This is a genomic window from Paracoccus sp. (in: a-proteobacteria) (assembly GCF_030538495.1).
In the GTDB taxonomy this organism is placed as follows: domain Bacteria; phylum Pseudomonadota; class Alphaproteobacteria; order Rhodobacterales; family Rhodobacteraceae; genus Paracoccus.
In genome coordinates this window covers 33384-56964 of record NZ_JAUNTW010000005.1, presented here as the reverse complement: position 1 = coordinate 56964, position 23581 = coordinate 33384, and the positions used below count along the sequence as shown (strand labels likewise).

General features: G+C 62.7%; 23 protein-coding genes and 1 pseudogene. 19 read left to right on the top strand and 5 right to left on the bottom strand.

The annotated features are described in order from the left end of the window. The first annotated feature begins 78 nt into the window (after positions 1-78). Positions 79-1023: a LysR family transcriptional regulator gene (locus tag Q4G20_RS05980; RefSeq protein WP_303342486.1), complete on the top strand. Its 945-nt coding sequence runs from the start codon at positions 79-81 to the stop codon at positions 1021-1023. Here the strand turns inward: Q4G20_RS05980 and Q4G20_RS05975 are convergent. Then, positions 1016-3070 (bottom strand): Hint domain-containing protein, encoded by a 2055-nt coding sequence (locus Q4G20_RS05975; RefSeq protein WP_303342485.1) that lies wholly within the window; start codon positions 3068-3070, stop codon positions 1016-1018. The two genes, Q4G20_RS05980 and Q4G20_RS05975, sit on opposite strands and share 8 nt — an antisense overlap. Before the next feature lie 321 nt (positions 3071-3391). Here Q4G20_RS05975 and Q4G20_RS05970 point away from each other — a divergent pair, with 321 nt between their 5' ends. From Q4G20_RS05970 to Q4G20_RS05935, 8 genes and pseudogenes are all read left to right on the top strand, one after another. Next, entirely contained in the window at positions 3392-4843 is a 1452-nt protein-coding gene (locus Q4G20_RS05970) for a UbiA family prenyltransferase (protein ID WP_303342484.1), read from the top strand. Further along, positions 4840-6048 (top strand): glycosyltransferase family 39 protein, encoded by a 1209-nt coding sequence (locus Q4G20_RS05965; RefSeq protein WP_303342483.1) that lies wholly within the window; start codon positions 4840-4842, stop codon positions 6046-6048. Before Q4G20_RS05970 ends, Q4G20_RS05965 begins: the two co-directional genes overlap by 4 nt. Next, positions 6045-6398, top strand: a complete 354-nt coding sequence (locus tag Q4G20_RS05960; protein WP_303342482.1) for a hypothetical protein — start codon at positions 6045-6047, stop codon at positions 6396-6398. The genes Q4G20_RS05965 and Q4G20_RS05960 overlap by 4 nt, the downstream gene beginning before the upstream one ends. Before the next feature lie 199 nt (positions 6399-6597). Continuing rightward, positions 6598-7746: a phosphoserine transaminase gene (locus Q4G20_RS05955; RefSeq protein ID WP_303342481.1), complete on the top strand. Its 1149-nt coding sequence runs from the start codon at positions 6598-6600 to the stop codon at positions 7744-7746. Positions 7747-7832: 86 nt separating this feature from the next. After that, positions 7833-9422, top strand: coding sequence for a phosphoglycerate dehydrogenase (gene serA, locus Q4G20_RS05950; RefSeq protein WP_303342480.1), 1590 nt, complete (start codon positions 7833-7835; stop codon positions 9420-9422). Between the two features lie 51 nt (positions 9423-9473). Further along, on the top strand, positions 9474-10214 hold the full coding sequence (locus tag Q4G20_RS05945; RefSeq protein ID WP_303342479.1) for a metallophosphoesterase: 741 nt from the start codon (positions 9474-9476) through the stop codon (positions 10212-10214). A gap of 55 nt (positions 10215-10269) precedes the next feature. After that, positions 10270-10602, top strand: coding sequence for a heat shock protein HspQ (gene hspQ, locus Q4G20_RS05940; RefSeq protein ID WP_303342478.1), 333 nt, complete (start codon positions 10270-10272; stop codon positions 10600-10602). Between the two features lie 171 nt (positions 10603-10773). Next, positions 10774-10899 (top strand): annotated as a pseudogene (locus tag Q4G20_RS05935) (DNA-binding protein); the annotation flags it as partial. A gap of 119 nt (positions 10900-11018) precedes the next feature. Here Q4G20_RS05935 and Q4G20_RS05930 read toward each other — a convergent pair. The 3 genes from Q4G20_RS05930 to Q4G20_RS05920 all read right to left on the bottom strand — a co-directional run bounded on the left by Q4G20_RS05930 (position 11019) and on the right by Q4G20_RS05920 (position 12357). Continuing rightward, the gene (locus Q4G20_RS05930; protein WP_303342477.1) at positions 11019-11294 is read right to left on the bottom strand and encodes a hypothetical protein; all 276 of its coding nucleotides are present in this window, start codon (positions 11292-11294) and stop codon (positions 11019-11021) included. Positions 11295-11530: 236 nt separating this feature from the next. Then, entirely contained in the window at positions 11531-12034 is a 504-nt protein-coding gene (locus tag Q4G20_RS05925) for an ATP-binding protein (protein ID WP_303342476.1), read from the bottom strand. Beyond that, positions 12031-12357, bottom strand: a complete 327-nt coding sequence (locus tag Q4G20_RS05920; RefSeq protein ID WP_303342475.1) for an STAS domain-containing protein — start codon at positions 12355-12357, stop codon at positions 12031-12033. Before Q4G20_RS05920 ends, Q4G20_RS05925 begins: the two co-directional genes overlap by 4 nt. Positions 12358-12441: 84 nt before the next feature. On the opposite strand from Q4G20_RS05920, the gene Q4G20_RS05915 reads away from it, so the two are divergent. The 6 genes from Q4G20_RS05915 to Q4G20_RS05890 all read left to right on the top strand — a co-directional run bounded on the left by Q4G20_RS05915 (position 12442) and on the right by Q4G20_RS05890 (position 18251). Beyond that, positions 12442-13602 (top strand): acetyl-CoA C-acyltransferase, encoded by a 1161-nt coding sequence (locus Q4G20_RS05915; RefSeq protein WP_303342474.1) that lies wholly within the window; start codon positions 12442-12444, stop codon positions 13600-13602. A gap of 155 nt (positions 13603-13757) precedes the next feature. Further along, positions 13758-15149, top strand: a complete 1392-nt coding sequence (locus Q4G20_RS05910; protein ID WP_303342669.1) for a circularly permuted type 2 ATP-grasp protein — start codon at positions 13758-13760, stop codon at positions 15147-15149. 12 nt (positions 15150-15161) lie between these two features. Further along, positions 15162-16118, top strand: coding sequence for an alpha-E domain-containing protein (locus tag Q4G20_RS05905; protein WP_303342473.1), 957 nt, complete (start codon positions 15162-15164; stop codon positions 16116-16118). Between the two features lie 2 nt (positions 16119-16120). Then, the gene (locus tag Q4G20_RS05900) at positions 16121-16924 is read left to right on the top strand and encodes a transglutaminase family protein (protein WP_303342472.1); all 804 of its coding nucleotides are present in this window, start codon (positions 16121-16123) and stop codon (positions 16922-16924) included. A 113-nt stretch (positions 16925-17037) separates the two neighbouring features. Further along, positions 17038-17493, top strand: a complete 456-nt coding sequence (locus tag Q4G20_RS05895; RefSeq protein WP_303342471.1) for a RidA family protein — start codon at positions 17038-17040, stop codon at positions 17491-17493. After that, on the top strand, positions 17493-18251 hold the full coding sequence (locus Q4G20_RS05890) for a glycerophosphodiester phosphodiesterase family protein (protein WP_303342469.1): 759 nt from the start codon (positions 17493-17495) through the stop codon (positions 18249-18251). The genes Q4G20_RS05895 and Q4G20_RS05890 overlap by 1 nt, the downstream gene beginning before the upstream one ends. Before the next feature lie 386 nt (positions 18252-18637). Here the strand turns inward: Q4G20_RS05890 and Q4G20_RS05885 are convergent, their stop codons facing one another. Continuing rightward, a complete protein-coding gene (locus Q4G20_RS05885; protein ID WP_303342468.1) occupies positions 18638-19261 on the bottom strand; it encodes a histidine phosphotransferase family protein in 624 nt (207 codons plus the stop codon). A 38-nt stretch (positions 19262-19299) separates the two neighbouring features. Here Q4G20_RS05885 and Q4G20_RS05880 point away from each other — a divergent pair, with 38 nt between their 5' ends. The 4 genes from Q4G20_RS05880 to Q4G20_RS05865 all read left to right on the top strand — a co-directional run bounded on the left by Q4G20_RS05880 (position 19300) and on the right by Q4G20_RS05865 (position 23578). Next, positions 19300-19479, top strand: a complete 180-nt coding sequence (locus tag Q4G20_RS05880; protein ID WP_303342467.1) for a DUF3553 domain-containing protein — start codon at positions 19300-19302, stop codon at positions 19477-19479. Between the two features lie 149 nt (positions 19480-19628). Then, positions 19629-20408 (top strand): GNAT family N-acetyltransferase, encoded by a 780-nt coding sequence (locus tag Q4G20_RS05875; protein ID WP_303342466.1) that lies wholly within the window; start codon positions 19629-19631, stop codon positions 20406-20408. Beyond that, positions 20405-21247, top strand: a complete 843-nt coding sequence (locus tag Q4G20_RS05870) for a 1-acyl-sn-glycerol-3-phosphate acyltransferase (RefSeq protein ID WP_303342465.1) — start codon at positions 20405-20407, stop codon at positions 21245-21247. Before Q4G20_RS05875 ends, Q4G20_RS05870 begins: the two co-directional genes overlap by 4 nt. 66 nt (positions 21248-21313) lie before the next feature. Beyond that, positions 21314-23578, top strand: coding sequence for an adenosylcobalamin-dependent ribonucleoside-diphosphate reductase (locus Q4G20_RS05865; protein WP_303342464.1), 2265 nt, complete (start codon positions 21314-21316; stop codon positions 23576-23578). Positions 23579-23581: the final 3 nt, after the last annotated feature.

The window sequence follows — 23581 nt, the reverse complement described above, 5'->3', positions numbered from 1 at the left end:
CGCCGAATGTTTTTTGCTAGCAAGACCCGGCCATGTTGGTAAAATGCATTTTAGCGCAAACAGGATAACGGAATTGGTATGTCTCGGCCGCCTCTGATGAAACCCGCGCAGCTGCGCCTGCTGCGCGCCATCGGGCGGCATGGCCAATTGCAGCTGGCCGCCACCGATTGCGGCATCACCCAGCCCGCCGCATCGCGGATGCTGGCCGATATCGAACGCCAGATCGGCGCGCCCCTGTTTCTGCGCCATCCGCGCGGGTTGGAACCGACGCAGGCGGGTGCGCTTGCCCTGCGGCGCAGCGCGGTGATTTTGCACGAACTGGACCGGCTGAATGATGACGTGGTGGCGCTGCGTCAGGGGATGGGGGGCGTGGTGCGCATCGGTGCGGTCAGCGGCGCGGCCATCCGGTTTCTGGTCGCCGCCATCCGTCAGGTCAAAGCGCAATCCCCCGCCGCCGATATTCAGGTCGAGGTGCTGCCATCCGCCGATCTGCTGTCGCATCTGGTGTCGGGCAAGATTGACATTGCGATCAGCCGGTTGCTGCCGGGCTTTGACACGACCAATTTTGACATCACGCCGATGCAGGGGGAAACGCCCAGCTTTCTGGTCAGGGGCGGGCATCCTCTGGCCGGGCGCGGCGATCTGACGCTGGCGCAGGTGCGTGATTGCGAATGGATCTTGCAGCATCCCGGCGCCCCCATCCGCGAAACCACCCTGCACGCCTTTGCCGCTCATGGGTTGGCCGAACCGTCCAATATCGTTCATTCATCGTCGCTGGTGTTTACGATTGCCTATCTGGCGGCGACGGATGCGATTGCGCCGGTGTCGCAGGAAATGACCGATCTTCTGATTGTGCCGCCCATCGGCGCGGGGCTGGCCACGCTGACCATTCCCGGCGTGCCGCAGGTCGCGCCCTATTTCCTGTTATATATGCGCCGCCGCCCGCTGACGCCGCTGGCCGAACGGCTGCATCAGACCATCCGCGATGTGCAGGCCCAGATGGCTGACGCGCCGGTCAGGTGATCAGCATTTTGCCCCGGTCGGCATGACGCTGCGCCAGACGGCGGGCCAGGCGTCCGGGAACCAGCAGACGCGCGGGGGCTGGCCGAAACCCCGGCAGGCGCAAGTCGGGAAACAGCGCGAATAATTCATCCCGCGCCGCCGCACCGATCGACCGCAGCGCCTGCGGCCCGGTAAACAGCGATTCCGTATCGGCTCCGTTCGACCGGATGATCTGGTGCTGGTCAAACAGGATGTGGACATAAACGATGTGGGCCACGTCGGTGGCAATGTCGATCCCATCCACGGCCAGCAACTGCTTTGCCGCGACCAGAATTTCGGGGCTGGCACACATCCGCTGGGCGATTTTGGACCGCACCAGAACGCGATGCTGCGGCGAGACGACCAGATCCTGCGCCGGCATCCCCGGCCCCAAAGCCCCCGCGCGAATGCGGATGGGGCGGAATTGCGGCGCGTCGCGCAGCTGTCGCGCGGCCATGGGGCTGACGCCGACCCAGCGCACCGGTTGCAGGCCGTGATCGCGCGTGTGGACCAGATCGCCGGGGGTCAGATCCTCGACCGCGACGGGGCCGTGGGCGGTGTCGATCAGAGTGCCTGCGGCAAAGCAGACCGGCTCGATCCGGACCCAATCCACATTTTCATAGGTAATCCCGTTATAGACAAAGCGCTGATTTTCGCCGCGCGACCAGACGCCTTCGCCATGGGGGCTGGTGGCGCGCTGCGAAAAGCCTTGCGATATCAGGGCGTTGCGCAAAGGGGCCGCGCTGCCGCGATATTGCACGATCAGAATGTCTTCGTCCGGGTCGCCGATCCCGGTATTGACGCGATAATTGCCGTTCCCGGTCGCCACGATGGTGTCGCTGCCGCCCGAGGTAAAGACCTGCGCATCCGCCCCCACTGCACGCCCGCCAAAGGTCACGGCGTCGCCCAGTTCCACATAATCGCTGTCCCAGCCGGTATAGATATGGTCCCCGATATGGGTGCGGTCGCCGATGATGATGCGGTCGCGGTCAAATCCGGGGCGCAGGTCGATGCCGTCGCCCGATTCAATCCGCCCCAGAATCCGCACATCCGCGCCGATGGTGATGGTATCCCTGCCCAGCCGGGTGACGATGTCGCCCTCGACCCGCGATCCGTCGCCGATTTCGATCACATCCTGCCCATTATAGGTTCGGATGCTGCCCGATGTGACGCGCGCGCCCAGGATAATGCGGTCATGGCCGCCGGTCGAGTTGTTGTCGCCGGTGCCGATATCCCCCACGGTCGAGCCGTCGCCAATCGTGATCTGGCTGGCCGAGTTCAGCGCGGTTTGGGCCGCGCGGATATTGCCAAGCGTCGCGTTTTCGCCCGTGGTCAGGGTCAGCCGCGCATCGACCACGCCGGTGACGAATGCGATATTGCCGGTTGTGGCGCCGTCGGCCAGATCGACCGATAATTCGCGGCCAGAGGCGCCGATCCGGCCCGCCCTTGCGCCCGGCCCTGCGGTATAGGTGGCAACGCCGCTCAGCCCTCCGCCCATATCAACATCGCCGATGGTGCCGTTGTTGATGATCCGGTCGGTGCCGCTGTTCAGGTTGATGTTGCGCGCCGTGGCTCCGGTGCCGATGGTGACCTGATCATTGCCATTGCCGCCCGAGATGTTGCCAATCGCCGTGCCGTCGTCCAGCGTGACCGTCAGGCTGTTCATCCGCCCGTCGCCGCCGATAGTCACATTCGGTGCGGTGCCGGTCACATCGACCTGCAAATTGGGGCGGGTAAAGTTCAGCTGCGATGCGGTGCCGACATCCACCTTAAAGCTGTTGGCGTTGTCCAGAATCGTGACATTCAGGCGAAACCCGGTCGTGGTCCCGCCCGCCGGGTTCAGCCACAGGTTTTCACGCACCGATCCATCGACGACGACATGATCGCCCGCCGCCACACGCTGCCCGCCCGCCCAGGTATAGGCCTGATTCATCTGCGTGACGGTGCGAATCGTGTAACCCTGATACGGGGTGCCGAACAGGTTCGGCGCAGGCGTCCCGGTCTGGATAACGTAATAATTCGCGGCCATAGAAAATCGCGTTCTTAATCTTACAAAAATCAGCGCGCCCCGGCATCAAAAGGACGGCCGACCGGTCCGCGCGCACAAGGCCCGTCTGTCTTTGGACGCTGTCTAGCGTATAACACGCATAGGTTGAACATTAATTAATCACTACAACCATGATTTTTATGCGCTTTGTGGTCTGAAATCCCGCGAACGGCCCGATTGTGACAGTTCTGCACGTCGCGCGGCGGGCTGGGATGTTTTCGTTGCAGGACTGAGGGCATCGCGGTATGTCTGCGCGCAAGTTGCGATCAGGCCTGTTGTTTTTTGTTATCTTCGTGAGGTGTTATGGCTGTCGAATTGCTGCCTGACCGTGATATTCCCTTGATCGTGGATCTGGACGGCACGCTGTGCCGCACCGACACCCTGCACGAAGGGGTGCTGGGGCTGGCCGCCGCCCGGCCTGCGGACCTGCTGCGTCTGCCGGGATGGCTGGGCGCGGGCAAAGCCGCGTTCAAACGCGAAATCGCGGATCGTCATGTGCTGGACCCGGCGCTGTTGCCCTATGACGATGCGGTGATTGCGATGATCGAACAGGCGCGGGCCGATGGGCGCGTGGTGGGGCTGGTGTCCGCGGCGGATGATCGTCAGGTGCAGGCCGTGGCCGCGCATCTGGGGCTGTTTGATCTGGCCGTTGGCACGGGCCACGCGGATGCGCCCCAGAACCTGCGCGGGCAGGCCAAGGCGGATTTTCTGACCGCCCGTTTCGGCGCGCGGGGCTTTGATTACATCGGCGACAGCGCCACCGATCTGCCGGTCTGGGCCGCGGCGCGGCGGGGCTATGGCGTGCGGCTGAACGCGGCCACGCGCAAAGCGGCTGACGGTCTGAACCTGACCGAGATCACCACCGACGCCCCCGGCCCTCTGCGCGCATTGGTCAAGGCCGCGCGCCCGCATCAATGGGTCAAGAACCTATTGATTTTGCTGCCGGTTCTGACGGCGCAAAACCTGTCGGCGCTGCCGGTCGCGTTGCTGGCGATGCTGTGCTTTTCGCTGGCGGCGTCGTCGGTTTACATCCTGAACGATCTGGTCGATCTGCCATCCGATCGCGCCCATCCGCGCAAATGCCGCCGCCCCTTTGCGGCGGGGTCCGCCAATGCGGTGCAGGGGCTGACGGCGGCGGCGGGACTGCTGGGGGTGTCGCTGCTGCTGGCGCTGCTGTTGCCCGCCACGTTTCTGGGCGTGCTGCTGATGTATCTGGTCGCGACCTCGGCCTATTCCTTCTGGCTGAAGCGTAAGATGATGGTGGACATCATCAGTCTGGCGACGCTTTACACCCTGCGGATTGTGGCGGGGGGCGCGGCCACGGGGATCGTTCTGTCGCCCTGGCTGTTGGTGTTTTCGATGTTTTTGTTCTTTGCCCTGGCCGCGATCAAGCGTCAGGCAGAACTGGAGGATCTGGCCCGGCGCGGCGGTGACAAACCGGCGGGGCGCAATATGCTGGTCAGCGATCTGCCGGTGTTGCAAGCCATGTCGGTCGGCGCGTCGCAATTGGCGGTGCTGGTTTTCGCGCTGTATTCGCAGGACAAAGAGGTTCAGACCCATTTCGGCCGCCCCGATCTGTTGCTGCTGGTCTGTCCGGTGCTGTTTTTGTGGCTGGGCCGGATGCAGCTGATGACGCGGCGCGGTTATATGACCGATGACCCCATCGTGTTTACGTTCAAAGACCGGGCCAGCGTGCTGTGCGCGCTGATGATGTTTGGCCTGTTTGTTCTTTCGGCAATCGGGGGCCAGCCATGACGGATCGGCAGAAAACCTATTGGGTGATTTTGGCCGCAGGCATGGCGCTGCGTATTCTCTGGGGGCTGCTGGTCCCGGTCGAGCCGGTCTCGGACAGTTGGGCTTATCACCAGTTTGCGCGCACCATCGTGGATCACGGCGTCTATGGCTGGACGGCGGATAAGCCATCGGCCTATTGGGCGGTCGGCACATCGGGGCTGGCGGCGCTGACCTATCTGGTGACGGATGGCTTTGCGGGTATCGTGGTGCTGAACCTGATTGCGGGGCTGATGATCCTGACCCTGACGCATCATCTGGCGGCACGGTGGTTCGGGGACCGGGTGGCGATCTGGGCCTTGGCCTTGGTCGCGTTCTGGCCGAACCTGATTATCTTTACCAGCATCCTGTCCAGCGAGCTGTTCTTTATCGCGCTGACCTTAGGCGGCTTGTTTTTCTGGCAGCGTCCGCGCGGTCATCACATGGTCAACCTGCTGCTGGCGGGGCTGGTCTGGGGGGCGGCGGCCTATATCCGGCCAGTGATTTTGCTGGTGCCGGTGACGCTGGCCTTGGTCGATCTGGCGCGGGGGCTGCGCCCCTTTGGCATCACGGCGTTGCAGGCGGCGATTGCCGTGCTGGTCATCCTGCTGGTCGCGATGCCGTGGACGATGCGCAATGACCGCGTGATGGGCGCGCCGGTGATGATGTCCACGAATTTCGGGCCGAATTTCTGGATGGGCAACCATGCGGGCAGCCATGGCGGTTATACCTCCCTGCCGCCCGAGGTCGCGACGATGACCGAAATCGAACGCGCCGATTACCTCAAGGCGCAGGCGCTGAGCTATATCCGGGAAAATCCGGGCGATGCGCTGCGTCTGTTGGGGCGGAAAATGGTGCAGCTGCACAATCGCGAAACCATTGGCGTGGTCTGGAACCCGGCGCTGCCCCGCATGATCGGCGACACCGGCGTTCAGGCGGCCAAGGCCGTGGCCACGGGATACTGGTTTTTGATGTTGGCAGGCGGGCTGGCCGGGATCGTGGTTCTGGCGCGGCGGCGGGGGATTATCGCCGCGCTGTTCAATCCGCCCGTGGCGCTGTGGGGTTATTTCACCGCGATTCACGTCATTGTCGTGGCCGAAGACCGGTATCACATGCCCAGTTCCGCCCTGATCGCGGTGATGGCGGCGGTGACGCTGGCCGCCCTGACATCGAAGGAACGCGAGTTATGAACCACTGGCTGTTGATCGTGATTGCGGCATCGTCCAATGTCGCGCTGAACCTGTTTTTGAAAAAGGCAGGGCAGGGGCTGGACACATCGGGCGCGCGGGCGTTGATCTGGTCGATCGTGACCTCGGGCTGGATGTGGCTGGCGGTGATCAGCGCGGTTGCGCTGCTGTCGGCCTTTGTCGCGGCGATCCGGGTGTATTCGCTCAGTTTGACCTATACGGCGGTGACGGCGCTTGCCATGGTGACGCTGACCATCATCGGCGCTTTGTTCCAGCACGAAGCGATCAGCCTTGCCCGCATGGCCGGGCTGGGCCTGATTGTGGCGGGGCTGCTGGTGACGGCGGTGTTGTGATCACAAAGCCGGACGGGCGCGTGGTGCATTCGTGCCGGACGCGATCGATTCATGACATTTTCTGTCCATTTCCACGACAGGGCGTGCTGAATCGGTCGCCGCGCGTCGAACCGCCCTTGCGATTTTTCCGGTGGTTGCGTATCCACCGAATCGGGACACCCTTCCCCAACGAAGGGCCATATAGCTGGAAGGCTAGTTTATGACCGATTTGACGACTCCGGCAGCGCGCCCGGCTAATCCGCGCTTTTCCTCTGGCCCCTGTGCCAAAATTCCCGGTTACAATTTGGATATGCTTGCCGACGCCCCCTTGGGCCGGTCGCATCGTGCCGCCGTGGGCAAATCCAAGCTGGCGCAGGCCATCGACCTGACGCGTGATGTGTTGGGCGTCCCCGCCGATTACCGCATCGGCATTGTTCCGGGGTCCGACACCGGCGCCGTCGAAATGGCGATGTGGTCGCTGCTGGGCGCGCGCGGCGTGGATATGCTGGCATGGGAATCCTTTGGCGAAGGCTGGGTGACCGATGTGGTCAAACAGTTGAAACTGGACGCCACCGTGCGCAAGGCCGATTACGGCCATATCGTTGATTTCGTGGACGTTAATTTTGACAATGACGTGGTGTTCACATGGAACGGCACCACCAGCGGCGTGCGTGTGCCGAATGGTGACGCGATCCCGGCGGATCGCGCGGGCCTGACCCTTTGCGACGCCACCAGTGCCGCTTTTGCCATGGACCTGCCATGGGACAAACTGGATGTGGTGACCTTTAGCTGGCAAAAAGTGCTGGGCGGCGAAGGCGCGCATGGCATTTTGATCCTGTCGCCTCGTGCGGTCGAACGGCTTGAAACCTATACCCCCGCATGGCCCTTGCCCAAGATTTTCCGCATGACCAAAGGCGGCAAGCTGATCGAAGGTATTTTCAAGGGCGAAACGATCAACACCCCGTCTATGCTGGCGGTCGAAGATTATCTGGTCGCGCTGAATTGGGCGCAATCGGTCGGCGGGCTGAAGGGGCTGATCGCGCGCGCGGATGCCAATGCGGCGGCGGTGCGGGATTTCATCGCGGATCGGGACTGGATCGCGGATCTGGCCGTGGACCCGGCAACGGCATCGACGACCAGCGTGTGTCTGAAATTCACCGACCCGGCGATTGCCGATGGCGCGGCATTCGCCAAGGCCGTGGCGAAACGGCTGGAAAAAGAAGGCGTTGCACTGGACGCCGGCGCCTATCGCGATGCGCCCCCGGGGCTGCGGATTTGGTGCGGATCGACGGTGGAAACCGCCGATGTCGTGGCGCTGATGCCGTGGATCGAATGGGCCTATCGCACTGAGCTGGCCGCTCAGAACTGACCTGACGGACCGGGGGCCAGCCCCCGGACCCCCGGGATATTTATGCACAGAAGATAGGGCCGGAGCGCCCATATGAGGATTTCGCAATGCCTAAGGTTCTTGTGTCCGATAAGCTGTCGGAAACCGCCGTTCAGATTTTCCGTGATCGCGGCGTGGACGTGGATTACCTGCCCGATCTGGGCAAAGACAAAGACAAGCTGGCCGAGGTCATCGGTCAGTATGACGGTCTGGCCATTCGGTCCGCCAGCAAGGTGACCGAAAAGCTGCTGGAGCAGGCCACGAATTTGAAGGTCATCGGTCGCGCAGGCATTGGCGTGGATAACGTCGATATTCCGGCCGCGTCGAAAAAAGGCGTGATCGTGATGAACACGCCGTTCGGCAACAGCGTGACGACCGCCGAACATGCCATTGCGATGATGTTCGCCGTCGCCCGCCAACTGCCCGAGGCATCCGTCAGCACCCATGCCGGGAAGTGGGAAAAGAACCGCTTTATGGGCGTGGAATTGTTCAACAAAACGCTGGGCGTGATTGGTGCGGGCAATATCGGATCCATCGTGATTAACCGCGCTTTGGGTCTGCATATGAAGGTGGTGGCGTTCGATCCGTTCCTGTCGGAAGAACGCGCGGTCGAACTGGGCGTGACCAAGGTCGAGCTGGACGAATTGCTGGCGCGGGCGGATTTTATTACGCTGCATGTTCCTCTGACCGACAAGACCCGCAACATCCTGTCGCGCGACAACATCGCCAAGCTGAAACCGGGCGTTCGGATCATCAACTGCGCGCGTGGCGGTCTGGTGGACGAAGACGCCCTGGCCGATGCGCTGAAATCGGGGCATGTCGCGGGTGCGGCCTTTGACGTGTTCGCCGAGGAACCGGCGACCGCCAGCCCTTTATTCAACCTGCCGAATGTCGTTGTGACCCCGCATCTGGGCGCCGCCACGACCGAGGCGCAGGAAAACGTCGCCCTGCAAGTCGCGGAACAGATGTCGGATTATCTGCTGACCGGCGCGGTTCAGAACGCGCTGAACATGCCATCCGTTACCGCCGAAGAGGCCGCCGTCATGGGGCCGTGGATCAAGCTGGCTGAACATCTGGGGACCTTTGTCGGTCAGATGACCGATGAACCGATCAAGGCGATCAATGTGCTGTATGACGGCGCGGTGTCCAGCATGAACCTGAACGCGCTGAACGCCGCCGTGATTGCGGGCGTGATGCAGGCCACCAATCCCGATGTGAACATGGTGTCGGCCCCGGTCATCGCCAAGGAACGCGGGATTCAGGTCTCGACCACGCGTCAGGATAAGGCCGGCGTGTTCGAAGGCTATATCAAGCTGTCGATCGTCACCGAAACCCGCGAACGGTCGATTGCTGGCACCGTGTTCAGCGACGGCAAGCCGCGCTTTATCCAGATCCGCGGCATCAATGTGGATGTCGAAATTGGCGAACATATGCTGTATACCCGCAACAAAGACGTGCCGGGCGTGATCGGTGCTTTGGGTATGACGCTGGGCGATCTGGGCGTGAACATTGCGAACTTTACGCTGGGCCGGTCGGCGGCGGGCGATGACGCCATTGCCATCTTGTATCTGGATGAGGCTGTGCGCCCCGATGTTCTGGACGCGCTGAACGACACCGGCAAATTCCTGCTGGTGCGTCCGCTGCGGTTCAAGGTCTGACCTTATGGGCGCGCCGGGTGTCTGGCGCGCCCTGACCCTGTGGGGGATGTCATGCGGCTTTATGTGATTGGCGATGTTCACGGGCATCTGGATGCGTTGCGTGCGGCGCATGACCGGGTGTGGTCCGATGGCGGGCGTGATGCGGTGATTGCGCATGTCGGTGATCTGGTGGACCGAGGCCCTGATTCGCGCGGCGTCGTCGATTACCTGATGCGGGGGCAGCGGGACGGGCGGCCTTGGGTCGTGCTGCGCGGCAATCATGACCGGTTCCTGCCCCGGTTTCTGGATGACCGCGATTGGATTGATCCGGGGCTGAGTTCGGGCGCGCATTGGGTCGATCATCCGGCTTTGGGCGCGGCGGCGACGCTGGCATCCTGGGGGATTGACCCCGATCAGCCGCGCGACGCGCTGCACCGGGCGGTGCGTGATCAGGTGCCGCGCGATCATATGGATTTTCTGCGCGGGCTGCCGCTGTGGTATCTGCATCCGCGCGCTTTGGTCGTTCATGCGGGGCTGCGTCCCGGTGTGGCGCTGCACGCGCAGGCGGAACAGGATCTGGTCTGGATCCGCAAACCGTTTCTGGATCATCCGGGGTCCTTCGGGCCGCTGGTCGTGCATGGCCATTCCGCGATTGACACGGCCACCCATTACGGGAACCGGCTGAATGTGGATGGCGGCGCGGGGCATGGGCGGGCGCTGTGCGCGGTTGTGATTGAACCGGGTGGCGCGGCCCTGTTGACGGATGGGGGGCGGGTGCCTCTGACGGTGGACAGCGCGGGGCAGGCGGGGTAAAAGCCCGCCTTGGTTCAGGGGCGCGCGGCCCCGAGGGGTGACGGAAATGTCGGTTATGCTGGAACAGTCCCGCAGTGCAAAATTCAGCTTGGGTCAGGTGGTGCGCCACCGGGATCGCCCGTTTCGCGGGGTGATTTTTGACGTGGACCCGGAATTTGCCAATACCGAAGAATGGTATGAATCCATCCCCGAAGAGATTCGCCCCGCCAAGGATCAGCCCTTTTACCACCTGTTTGCCGAAACCGAGGCGACCTATTACGTCGCTTATGTGTCGGAACAGAACCTGATTCTGGACCGGTCGGGCGAGCCTGTGGACCATCCCGAACTGGCCGATATGTTTGGCGAGTTTGAGGATGGGCGTTATCCGCTGGCGCATTCGTTGAATTAAGGGGGCGGTTTGGGGGAAGCGGGTGTTAATCATTAACGCTCTGATTTGAGATGGTAAAAAACCGCCTCTGTGGCGTTCGGGTTAGGCTGCGGACCACGGCGCGTCATCCGGTTCCATATTCAGCGGCAGGTAACACCCCGACCCGCGATTGTTTCCCTTCTCCACAACCCCGCTAATGTCCCGGAACAGAACCTGACGCTGGACCGGTCGGGTGAGCCTGTGGATCATCCTGAACTGGCCGATATGTTTGGCGAGTTTGAGGATGGGCGTTATCCGCTGGCGAATTCGTTGAATTAAGGGGGCGGTTTGGCGGCGGGTTGCGCTTTGCCGGAAGCGGGCGTTAATCATTAATGCGTTGATGTTAGACAGCAAAACCTGATTCTGTGCCCGCCGGGTAAGTCTGCGGACCATCCGAACTAAGGCACGTCCCCCGCGGTCAGCACACGCTGCGCGCTGACCCGCGATTTCGTCAGCCATTCCATCACAACCCCGCTAATGTCCCGGAACAGAACCTGACGCTGGGCCGCGTGGGTGAAGCTGTGGCTCATCCCGAACTGGCCGATATGTTTGGCGAGTTTGAGGATGGGCGTTATCCGCTGGCGAATTCGTTGAATTAAGGGGGCGGTTTGGCGGCGGGTTGCGCTTTGCCGGAAGCGGGCGTTAATCATTAATGCGTTGATGTTAGACAGCAAAACCTGATTCTGTGCCCGCCGGGTAAGTCTGCGGACCATCCGAACTAAGGCACGTCCCCCGCGGTCAGCACACGCTGCGCGCTGACCCGCGATTTCGTCAGCCATTCCATCACAACCCCGCTAATGTCCCGGAACAGAACCTGACGCTGGGCCGCCTGGGTGAAGCTGTGGATCATCCTGAACTCGTAGATGTGCTTGGGGGGAAATGGATGCTGTCCTTTGGCCCATTCGTTGAATTAATCGCCGTCCAGCGGCACGTTGAAGGCCAGCACATTGCGTTGCGCTTCGCGGTAATAGACCAGCGATTGCGTCAGGTCTTGGATCAGGAACCAGCCGAAACCGCCTTCGGGCAGGCCGGTGGCCGTCGTGCCGGGCAGGCTGCGGGGCAGCAGGCAATCCTGCGGCAGGGTTTTGCCGTCATCGGTGATCGCGCAGGCCATGCCGCCGGGATGGCACACAATCGACAGATGGATCATGGCCAGCCCCACCGTGTCGGGGTCGCTGAACATGCCATCCACGCTGCCGCCGTGGCGGGCGATGTTGTTCATCACCTCGGCCAGGACCAGTTCCAGCCGGCCCAGCGTGTCATCGCTGACCTGCCCGCGAAACCGGTCGCGCAATTGGTTCAGCGTGTCGCGGACCGTGGACGGATGCGCGGCAAAGCTGCGGTGAAACATGGCATGGCTTTGCGGGGCGGGCGTCGGTCCGGTTCCGGCATTCTGCCGTTGCGTCGATGTCATGCGACCGCCGCCCCGCCCACCGGGTGGATGGTAAACACGCTGTCCATGCGGGTCAGGCGGAACACCCGTTCCACATTCGGCGTCACCTGATCCAGCACCATGACCAGATCGTCGCGCAGAGCCTTGCGCAGCGCAATCACCGCGCCCAGACCCGAACTGTCCATAAACATCACCTGTTCCAGCCGCAAATGCACCGGGCCGCTGGCCTCGGTCATGATGGGGCGCAACGTATCCTTGAACAAAACCGCAATCGCGGCGTCGATTCGCGTTTCGTGAATGTCGATGACGATGTGGTCGTCGGCCTGTGTTACCTGATATTTCATCTGCGCACCTGTTATCCTGTCTGTGACTTGGATTAGACTCAAAAGGTTAGGATTCGGTAACCAGAGACCGAAAAAGGGGGACATATGACCGAAATTTACATCACTGGCGCGGCGCGCACGCCGATGGGGGGCTTGCAGGGGGCCTTTGCCGGGCTGACGGCGGCGGAATTGGGCGGCGTAGCGATCCGCGCGGCACTGGACCGGTCCGGGCGCGCGCCCGAACAGGTGCAGGCGCTGTATATGGGCTGCGTTTTGCCCGCCGGTCAGGGGCAGGCCCCGGCGCGTCAGGCGGGTTTTGCCGCCGGGTTGCCGCAATCGGTTCCGGCCACGACGCTGAACAAAATGTGCGGATCGGGGATGCAGACCGTGATGATGGCCGCCGACGCCATTCGCGCGGGCAGCGCCGACCTGATCGTCGCCGGCGGGATGGAGAGCATGACGAACGCCCCGTATCTGCTGCCAAAAATGCGCGGCGGCGCGCGGCTGGGTCATGGTCAGGTGATCGACCATATGTTTCTGGACGGGCTGGAAGACGCCTATGACAAAGGCCGCCTGATGGGCACATTTGCCGAAGATTGCGCCGGTGATTTCAGCTTTACCCGTCAGGCGCAGGATGATTACGCGCTTGCCAGTCTGGACCGCGCGAATCAGGCGATCAACAGCGGGGCTTTTGCCCGGGAAATCGCGCCGGTGACGGTGCCGGGGCGGGGCGGTGACCGGGTTGTGGATACCGACGAACAGCCCGGCAATGCGCGGCCCGACAAAATCCCGCATCTGAAACCGGCATTCCGCAAAGACGGAACGGTGACGGCGGCCAATTCGTCCAGCATTTCCGACGGCGCGGCGGCTTTGGTCATCAGCCGCGATTCGACCGGCGCGATTGCCCGCATCGTGGGCCATGCCAGCCACGCACAGGAACCGTCGCAATTCCCGACCGCTCCGGTCCCCGCCGCGCAGGCTCTGCTGGATCGCATTGGTTGGAGCAAAGACGACGTGGACCTGTGGGAAGTGAACGAAGCCTTTGCCGTTGTCCCCATGGCCTTTATGGCGCGCATGGACATTCCGCATGACCGCGTGAACGTGAATGGCGGGGCCTGCGCCTTGGGCCATCCCATCGGCGCATCGGGGGCGCGCATCATCGTGACGCTGATCCATGCCTTGCAGGCGCGGGGGGGCAAACGCGGGGTTGCGGCCATCTGTATCGGCGGCGGCGAAGGCACGGCAATCGCCATCGAACTGGTCTGATTTTGCTGAAAAAACGGGCAGACGGCGCGGCGGTCTGCCCAAAAAGCGGGAACTTTCACGGGATGCACCCGTTGCCCTGTGGACATCGACACACAGGGTCGTGACCCTGACACCCAAAGCCAGACCAGCGGGGGGCAATGGAATATTATAACGAAATGTATGAGGGCGACCGCGTTCGCGAACCCTATGCGCGGCTGCGCGATTGGGTGGACACGATGCCCGACGATTTCCGCCAGATGAAACAGGCCGAGGCCGAGGCGCTGTTTCGCCGCATCGGCATCACCTTCGCAGTCTATGGCGAAGGCGGCGATCCCGACCGGCTGATTCCCTTCGACATGATGCCGCGCGTGTTTGAACCGGGCGAATGGCGCAAATTGGAACGCGGCATCAAACAACGCGCCCGCGCGCTGAATGCGTTTCTGCGCGATGTGTATGGGCGCGGCGAAATCGTGCGCGCGGGACGCATCCCGGCGCGGCTGGTGTATCAGAACGACGCCTATGAAAAGGCGGTTGTCGGCATCGTGCCGCCGCGCGGGGTTTACAGCCACATCATCGGCATTGATCTGGTCCGCACCGGCAAAGACGAATTTTATGTGCTGGAAGACAACTGCCGCACGCCGTCCGGCGTCAGTTATATGCTGGAAAACCGCGAAATCATGATGCGGATGTTCCCGCAGCTGTTCCGGGGCAATCGGATCGAACCGGTTGATAACTATCCCGAATTGCTGCGCCGCACGCTGGAATCGGTGGCGCCTGCGAAATGCAACGACCGGCCGACCTGTGTTATCCTGACGCCGGGGCATTTCAACAGCGCCTATTACGAACATTCCTTTCTGGCCAACCTGATGGGCGTCGAACTGGTCGAGGGGCAGGATCTGTTCGTTGATGGCGAATTTGTCTATATGCGCACGACGCAGGGGCCGAAACGGGTCGATGTGATCTATCGCCGGATTGATGACCCCTATCTGGACCCGCTGTGTTTCCGCCCCGATTCCATGCTGGGCATTCCCGGACTGATGGATGTGTATCGGTCGGGCGGGGTCAGCATCTGTTCGGCCCCCGGCGCGGGCGTGGCCGATGATAAGGCGATCTATACCTTTGTGCCGGATATGGTGCGCTTTTATCTGGGCGAAGAACCCATTCTGAACAATGTCCAGACATGGACCCTGTGGAAAGACGACGATTACAAACATGTCATGGCGAACCTGCCCGATCTGGTCGTGAAAGAGGTTCACGGTTCCGGCGGTTACGGCATGTTGGTTGGCCCCAAAGCAACCAAGGACGAAATCGACTTTTTCCGCAAGAAAATCGAAAAGAATCCGGGCAATTACATCGCGCAGCCGACGCTGGCTTTGTCCACCTGTCCAACCTTTGTGGACGAAGGCATCGCGCCGCGTCACGTCGATCTGCGCCCGTTCTGCCTGTGCGGCGAACGCATCGAACTGGTGCCGGGCGGTCTGACGCGGGTGGCGCTGCGCGAAGGCAGTCTGGTGGTGAACTCATCTCAGGGCGGCGGTGTCAAAGACACCTGGGTTCTGTCGGAATAAGGGGGACTGGATATGCTAAGCCGGACCGCATCAAACCTGTTCTGGATGGGCCGTCATCTGGAACGCGCCGAAACGGGCGCGCGCCTGCTGGACGTGGGGCAACGCATCACGCTGATGCCCAACACGGACGCAGGTTATCAAAACGAATGGAAATCGCTGCTGCACGCGACGGGCAATTCGGGCCTGTTCAACCAGCTCTATGACGACGTATCGCAGGAAAACATCGAGGAATTCATTTTCTTCGACCGCCGCAATCCGTCTTCGGTCGTCTGCTGCATCGAAAACGCCCGCGAATCGGGGCGGATCGTGCGCACGGCGCTGACGTCTCAGGTCTGGGACGCGCTGAATATGTGTTATCAGGAATTGCGCAATATCGAACGCAAACCGCGTCATCTGATTGACCCGGCGACGCTGACCGATTTCATCACCGGCCACACCGCCACCGTGCGCGGCGCGATCAACGCCACGCAGTTGCGCAATGATGGCTGGCATTTCATGAATCTGGGCTATGGTCTGGAACGCGCGGATGCCACGGCGCGGCTGTTGGACGTGAAATATTTCGTCCTGCTGCCGCGGATCGAATTTGTGGGGTCGGAACTGGACAGCTACCAATGGCAGGTGATCCTGCGCGCGCTGTCGGCGCATCGGGCGTTTCATTGGGCCTATGGCGGGGATGTGACTGCGGGTCGTGTCGCGGATTTCCTGATCCTGAACGGCGAAAGCCCGCGTTCGCTGATCACCTCGCTTTATGAATCGGTCTGGCATCTGGAAGGCTTGGCCCGCCGTTACGGCGACGGCGTTCCGGCACATGCCCGCGACAAAGCGCGTCAGGTGCTGGAGCGGCTGCAAAAACACGACATCGACACGATTTTCGACGATGGCCTGCATGAATTTCTGACGTGGTTTATTGGCGAAATCGCCACGGTGTCCACGCTGGTGCATCAGGATTATCTGCAAGGGGGGGCGTAGCGATGAAACTGCGCGTGACGCATGAAACGACCTATCGCTATGACCGTCCGGTGCGCAATCTGGTGCAAAGCCTGCGGCTGACGCCCTCGCTGTTCGAAGGGCAGCGGGTGCATGACTGGCTGATCGACATTCCCGGCGGGCAGCGCGGCCCCGGTTTCCGCGACGGAGCGGGGGATTGGGTCGAAGGCTGGACCCTGCGCGGTCCCGCCGCTGAAATCCGGGTGCAGGTGACGGGCCATGTGGACACCACCGACACCGCCGGCGTGCTGCGCGGCCATCGTGAGATGATCAACCCGCTGGCCTATCTGCGCCACACCACGCCGACGCAACCGGGCGACGGTCTGCGCGATCTGGCCGCGTCCGTCAAAGATGCCGCCGACCCGTTGGATCTGGCGCATCGGCTGTCCTCGGCTGTGGCGGACGCGATCCGCTATCAACCCGGCGTGACCGAGGCGCACACAACCGCGTCCGAAGCCTTGGAGCTGGGCGAAGGCGTCTGTCAGGATCACAGCCACGCCCTGATCGCCGTGGCGCGGCTGCGCGACATTCCGGCGCGCTATGTGTCGGGCTATCTGCATGCCACGATTGACGGCGAACCCCATGACGCGGCCCATGCCTGGGCGGAACTGCATATTCAGGGGCTGGGCTGGGTCGGCTTTGATGCGGCCAATCGGTGCTGCCCGGATGATCGCTATGTCCGGCTGGGGTCCGGGCTGGACGCCACCGACGCGGCCCCCATTCGCGGCGTGGCCATGGGCGGCGGCGCGGAAACCATGGCCGTAACGGTCAAGGTCGAAGAATTGTGATCACAGGGGGCGCGCCCCCCTTTGTCACGCCTCTGTCATGGACCCGCCGTTAGGCCATGACATCCCTCCCGGAACCGCCTAACATAGCGCAGATTTTGAACAGGAGCTGTCCCATGTCCATCACCGCCCGCCTGAGCGAACTGAACATCACCCTGCCGGACGCGCCCGCACCTGCGGCGAACTATGTGTCATATGTTCAAAGCGGCAATCTGGTTTTCGTGTCGGGCCAGATCAGCGCCGATGAAAACGGTCTGATCAAGGGCAAGCTGGGCGATGATACCAGCGTGGAACAGGGCGCTCATGCCGCGCGCCGCTGTGGTCTGGCGCTGATCGCGCAATTGCAGGCCGCCATCGGCGATCTGGACCGCGTGGTTCGGGTGGTGAAACTGACGGGCTTTGTGAACTCGACCCCCGATTTCACGGACCAGCCCAAGGTCATCAACGGCTGTTCCGACCTGATGGTCGACGTGTTCGGCGACAAGGGCGCCCATGCCCGCGCCGCTGTGTCCGCGCCCGCTTTGCCGCTGGGCGTCGCCGTTGAAATCGAAGCGATTTTCGAGGTCGCCTGATGCCCCCGCTGCCGCAGGTCTTTGTGACGACTCCGATTGCACATCGTGGCCTGCACGGCCCCGACGCGCCGGAAAACAGCCTTGCGGCAGCCGATGCGGCCATTGCGGCGGGTTACGGGATTGAACTGGACATCCAGCCCGCCGCCTGCGGCACGCCGATGGTGTTTCACGACTATGATCTGGCGCGGCTGACCGGGCAACCGGGCTTTATCGCGACATCGGGGCTGGATGACATCGCCGGGTTCCGCCTGCTGGGAACGGATCAGGGCGTGCCGACACTGGCGCAGTTTCTGGATCGCGTGGCGGGCCGTGTGCCGCTGCTGATCGAGATTAAGGATCAGGACGGCGCCTGTGGCCCCAACACCGGCGATCTGTCGGCGGCCGTGGCGCGGGTGCTGGCGGGTTATGCCGGGCCGGTGGCGGTGATGTCATTCAACCCGCATATGGTCGCGGCGTTCCGTGACGTGGCCCCGGATACGCCGGTGGGTCTGACGACCTGTGACTTTGGCGCGGATGACTGGCCAAACGTCCCCGACGCCCGCCGCGAAGAACTGGCGCAGATCGCGGATTTCGACGCTGTAGGCGCGTCGTTCATGTCGCACGACCATACCGACCTGACGCGCCCCCGCGTGGCGGACCTGCGCGCCGCCGGTCACCCGGTCTTGTGCTGGACGATCCGCAACGCCGAATCCGAACGCGCCGCCCGCCGCCACGCCGACAACATCACATTCGAAGACTACACCCCCGCCGCGTCCTGACGCCGCGACGTGAACGCAGCACCGGGCGGAACGCAGGACCGTGATGCGGACGCACCGCCGAATGGAACGCAGCACTGGCCTGCCAACGGGTCCATTTACACGCGGAAACCGCGCCGCACCCGAACCCGCCGGGAATGGGCTGGCACCATCCGCGCCTGCCCACGGACGCCTGTTTTTCCTGCTAAACCCTTGCCACGTCTGAATTTTCCGGGACACGGACGCTCGCACCACCCCGCAGCACGCACGGATCACCAGCCCCCGCCGCCATAGGGCGCAGTCCCCGACCCTCGCACCCTCACCGGCCCCAAACCCCGCCCTTTCATCTTGGCGAAAATATCCCGGGGGTCCGGGGGCTGGCCCCCGGCGCTATCCCGACAAAACCCCGCTTAAAACCGAATCTCCGCGCCCGTCTCGTCCAGTTCCCATTCCATCACGCGCCCCGCCTGACGGGCGGCCTCGGCCAGCAGGGGGAAATGCACTTCGGACGCCACCGGGCTGCGGGCGTTCTCGCCCCCCAGCCACGCCCATAATGCAGGATCGGGGCGGGTGCGGGTCGCCTCGGCCACCAGACGCCAGCCGGGGGCGGTGTGCAGAATAATCACCCGACCGCCCCAAGGCAGGCCGGTTTCCAGACACATCACCGCCAGAATCAGCATCCGCACATCGGGGCGTGCAAAATCGCCCGAGGCGTTCAGCTCCAACCGCAGCCGCCCCTGCGCGGATAGACCGGCCAGCAATTGCGACAGTTCGGCCCCGCCCACGCGCTGATCGGGGGCGGCGCTGCCAAAGGCCATGCGGAACGCCTGAATCCGGGCGCGGGCGGCGGCAATGGATTCCGCGATCAGGGCCATTTCCGGGGCGGCGGACAGGCCCGGAAAATCGGGCGACATCTCCAGCAATTCAACCCCGTTTCCAATCGCGCCCAAAGGCGACACAAGATCATGGCACAGCCGCGATCCGACCAAGGCCGCCAAATCGCCACCCGTGATCCGCGTTGTTTCTGTCGTCATCTGAGAATACCTTTGTGAAAATGGGTCAGGGGGTCTGCGTGAACGAAATTCTGGAACCCGGCATGATCGTGCGTCATCCCGCCGCGCCCGAATGGGGGCCGGGACAGGTGCAGTCGCGCATGGGGCATTTGATTACGGTGAATTTTGCCGATGCCGGCAAGCGCGTGATTGACGGCCGGTATGTCATGCTGGAACTGGTTCGGGCGGACTGGGTATAAAGCGCAGACATGACGATGTTCTGCACGTCAAAATTGCTTAAATCAATTGTGACACACGCAAAGGTTGTAGGGTGTTGCAGTTTGGTTGCAAACCCGGCGCGGCCTTTCTAGGATCATCCTTTGTTACGTCACAGCCGGACAGCTCCGCGATGAAATCAAATCCCGCCTTTTATCAGGTCCGACTTGCGGCGGATGAACAGGACTTATTGGCCGCGCAGCGCCTGCGCTATCGCGTATTTGTGCAGGAATTGCACGGAGATGGGCCTCTGGTCGATCACGCCGCGATGCTGGAACGCGACGAATTCGACCCGGTGGTCGATCACCTGTGCCTGATCGACACGCGCCGCGACCCGGCGGATTTGGATCATGTGGTCGGGGTGTATCGCCTGCTGCCGGGGGACCGGGCGGCGGAATTCGGGCGGTTTTACTGCGACAGCGAATATGATCTGGACCCTCTGCGCCATTGCGGGCGTCCGGTGCTGGAACTGGGGCGGTCCTGCGTCGATGCCGAACATCGCGGCGGCACGGGGATGTTTTTGCTGTGGAACGCGCTTGCCGATTATGTGCTGGATCGCGGGATCGAGATCATGTTCGGCGTCGCCAGCTTTCACGGCACCGACCCGATGGAGCTGGCCCCGGCGCTGTCATGGCTGCACCACAACCATCTGGCCCCGCCCGATCTGCGCCCGTGCGCGCGGGACGCGGGGTTTCACCGCATGGACCTGATCGCGCCGGGTGATCTGGACCGCCGCGCGGCCATGGTCGCGATGCCTGCGCTGATCAAGGCTTATCTGCGGCTGGGCGGTCAGGTGGGTGAGGGGGCCTTTATCGACCGTGCCTTTAACACCACCGACGTGTTTTTGCTGATGGATACGGCGGCGATGTCGGCCAAGCATCGCCAGTTTTACGAAAACCGCAGGCCCGCATGACCAACCCCGCCACATGGCGCGAAGGGGTTCCCCCCGACCTGCCCGGACCGCAAGGTGCTGCGGGCTGGTGGCGCGTGCTGCGCCGGGGCGCGCCTGCGGTCGCTGTGCTGCTGGTGGGGGTGCTGCTGATTTTGCCGCTGCGCGCGGTTGAATGGCTGATCTTTCGCGCGCGCCGCCCGTGGACGGGGCCGTTCGTGCAAGGCGTGTGCCGTTTGGTCGTGGCCTGCATCGGCATCCGCTGGACACGCCGGGGCCAACCCATGCGCGGGCCGGGGGCCGTGGTGGCGAATCACTCCAGCTGGCTGGACATTCTGGTGATGAACGCCGCCGCCCCGGTGTTTTTCGTCAGCAAATCCGAGGTCGCGACCTGGCCCGGCATCAACATCCTGACCCGCGTCACCAACACGCATTTTGTGACGCGCGACCCGAAACTGGCGCGGGCGCAGGCCGATGAATTCGCCGCCCGTATCCGCGCCGGGCATCGGTTGTTGTTTTTCCCCGAAGGCACATCGACCGATGGCCGCCGGGTGCTGCCGTTCAAGCCGACCTTGTTTCAGGGTTTTCTGGACCCCGATCTGCCGGATGGTCTGGCGATTCAGCCGATGACGGCGGTGTATCGCGCGCCCGATGGGGCGGATGCGCGGTTTTACGGCTGGTGGTCGGATATGGCACTGGGGCCGCATCTGCTGACCGTGCTATCAGCCCCGCGTCAGGGATCGGTGACGGTCATGCTGCACCCCCCCGTGCCGGTCGGCGGACAGACGCGGAAAACATTGGCCGCCGCCACGGAAACCGCTGTGCGCGCGGGACTGGATGGTGCTAAGTTGCGCGAAATCTGACTTGATTCGCGTTGACGACCACTATATTTGGTGGTGTCTGCCCGTATTGCCACTAAGGAACGCATAATGACCCGCTTTGCCGCGCCGATTGCTGAACAAATCTGGGATATGAAATACCGGATGAAGGATGCCAGCGGGCAGGCCATTGATGCCACGGTCGAAGACAGCTGGCGCCGCGTCGCCCGCGATCTGGCCAGCGTCGAAAAAGACCCCGCCGCGTGGGAAGCCAAGTTTTTCACCGCGTTAGAGGATTTCAAATTCCTGCCCGCCGGTCGTATTCTGGCCGGGGCCGGCACGGGCCGCGCGGTGACGCTGTTCAACTGTTTCGTCATGGGGACCATCCCCGACAGCATGGCCGGCATTTTCGACATGCTGAAAGAGGCCGCCCTGACCATGCAGCAAGGCGGCGGCATCGGCTATGATTTCAGCACCATCCGCCCGCGGGGGGCCGAGGTCAAAGGCGTGGCCGCCGACGCGTCGGGGCCGCTGTCCTTCATGGATGTGTGGGATGCGATGTGCCGCACCATCATGTCGGCGGGGTCGCGCCGGGGCGCGATGATGGCGACCATGCGCTGCGATCACCCGGATATTGAACAATTTATTCAGGCCAAACAGGACAGCGCGCGGCTGCGCATGTTCAACCTGTCGGTGCTGGTGACCGATGATTTCATGCAGGCGGTCAAGGCCGATGGGTCATGGGATCTGACATTCGGTGGCCGGATTTACCACACCGTGCAGGCGCGCGATCTGTGGAACAAAATCATGCGCGCGACCTATGACTTTGCCGAACCGGGCGTGATTTTCATTGACCGGATCAACACCGCGAACAACCTGAACTATGTCGAAACGATTGCGGCGACGAATCCCTGCGGGGAACAACCCTTGCCGCCTTATGGCGCGTGTTTGCTGGGCTCGATCAACCTGGCGCGTCTGGTGCAGGCCCCGTTTACGGACGCCGCGCAGCTGAACGCGGATGCCTTGGACGATCTGGTGCGCACCGCCGTTCGGATGATGGATAACGTCGTCGATGCCAGCCGTTTCCCTCTGCCCGCGCAAGAGGCCGAGGCGCAGGCCAAGCGCCGCATCGGTCTGGGCGTCACCGGGCTGGCCGATGCGCTGCTGATGCTGGGGCTGCGTTACGGCGCGGCGGATGCGGTGCAGCAAACGCGCGACTGGATGCGGGCGATTGCGCGGTCGGCCTATCTGGCGTCCGTCGATCTGGCGCGGGAAAAGGGCGCGTTCCCGTTGTTTGATGCCGATGAATATCTGAAATCGGGCTTTATGTCGAAAATGGATGACGATGTGCGCGCGGCGATTGCCGAACACGGCATCCGCAACGCGCTGTTGACCAGCATTGCGCCGACCGGCACGATCAGCCTCTATGCCGGGAATGTGTCGTCGGGGATCGAACCCGTGTTCGCCTATGCCTATACCCGCAAGGTGCTGCAAAAAGACGGTTCCCGGACCGAAGAAGAGGTCGTCGATTACGCCGTCCAGATGTGGCGCGATCTGAAAGGCGACGCGCCCCTGCCGGATTATTTCGTGAACGCGCAGACGCTGGCGCCCAAAGATCACGTCGCCATGCAGGCCGCCGCGCAGGAATGGGTCGATTCGTCGATTTCCAAAACCATCAACTGCCCCGAAGACATTTCCTTTGACGATTTTCAGGATGTGTATCTGTCGGCATGGGATCTGGGGTGCAAAGGCTGCACCACCTATCGCCCCAATGACGTGACGGGCAGCGTCTTGTCGGTCAGCGAAGACACCGAAAAAACCCCCGAGGCCGATACCGGTGCCGAAGTCGTCTATCTGACCGACCCGCTGGACCGCCCCGCCGCGCTTGAGGGCGCGACCTATAAGCTGAAATGGGCGGGGTCGGAACATGCAATTTACATCACGATCAACGACATTCTGCATGGCGGGCATCGCCGCCCGTTTGAAATCTTCATCAATTCCAAGAACATGGAACATTACGCCTGGACCGTGGCGCTGACGCGGATGATTTCGGCGGTGTTCCGGCGCGGCGGCGACGTGTCCTTCGTGGTCGAGGAATTGAAGGCCGTCTTTGATCCGCGCGGCGGGGCGTGGATGCAGGGGCGCTATGTCCCGTCGATTCTGGCCGCGATTGGCGGCGTGATCGAACGCCATCTGATCGAAACCGGGTTCCTTGCGGGTGAAGGCATGGGCCTGAAATCCGACCCGCAGGCCGAAGTGATGGCCGTGGGCGAACGCCCCCGCGGCCCGGCCTGCCCGTCCTGCGGCCAATACGGAATGCGCATGGTCGAAGGCTGCATGACCTGCCCATCCTGCGGCCATTCCAAATGCGGCTGATGT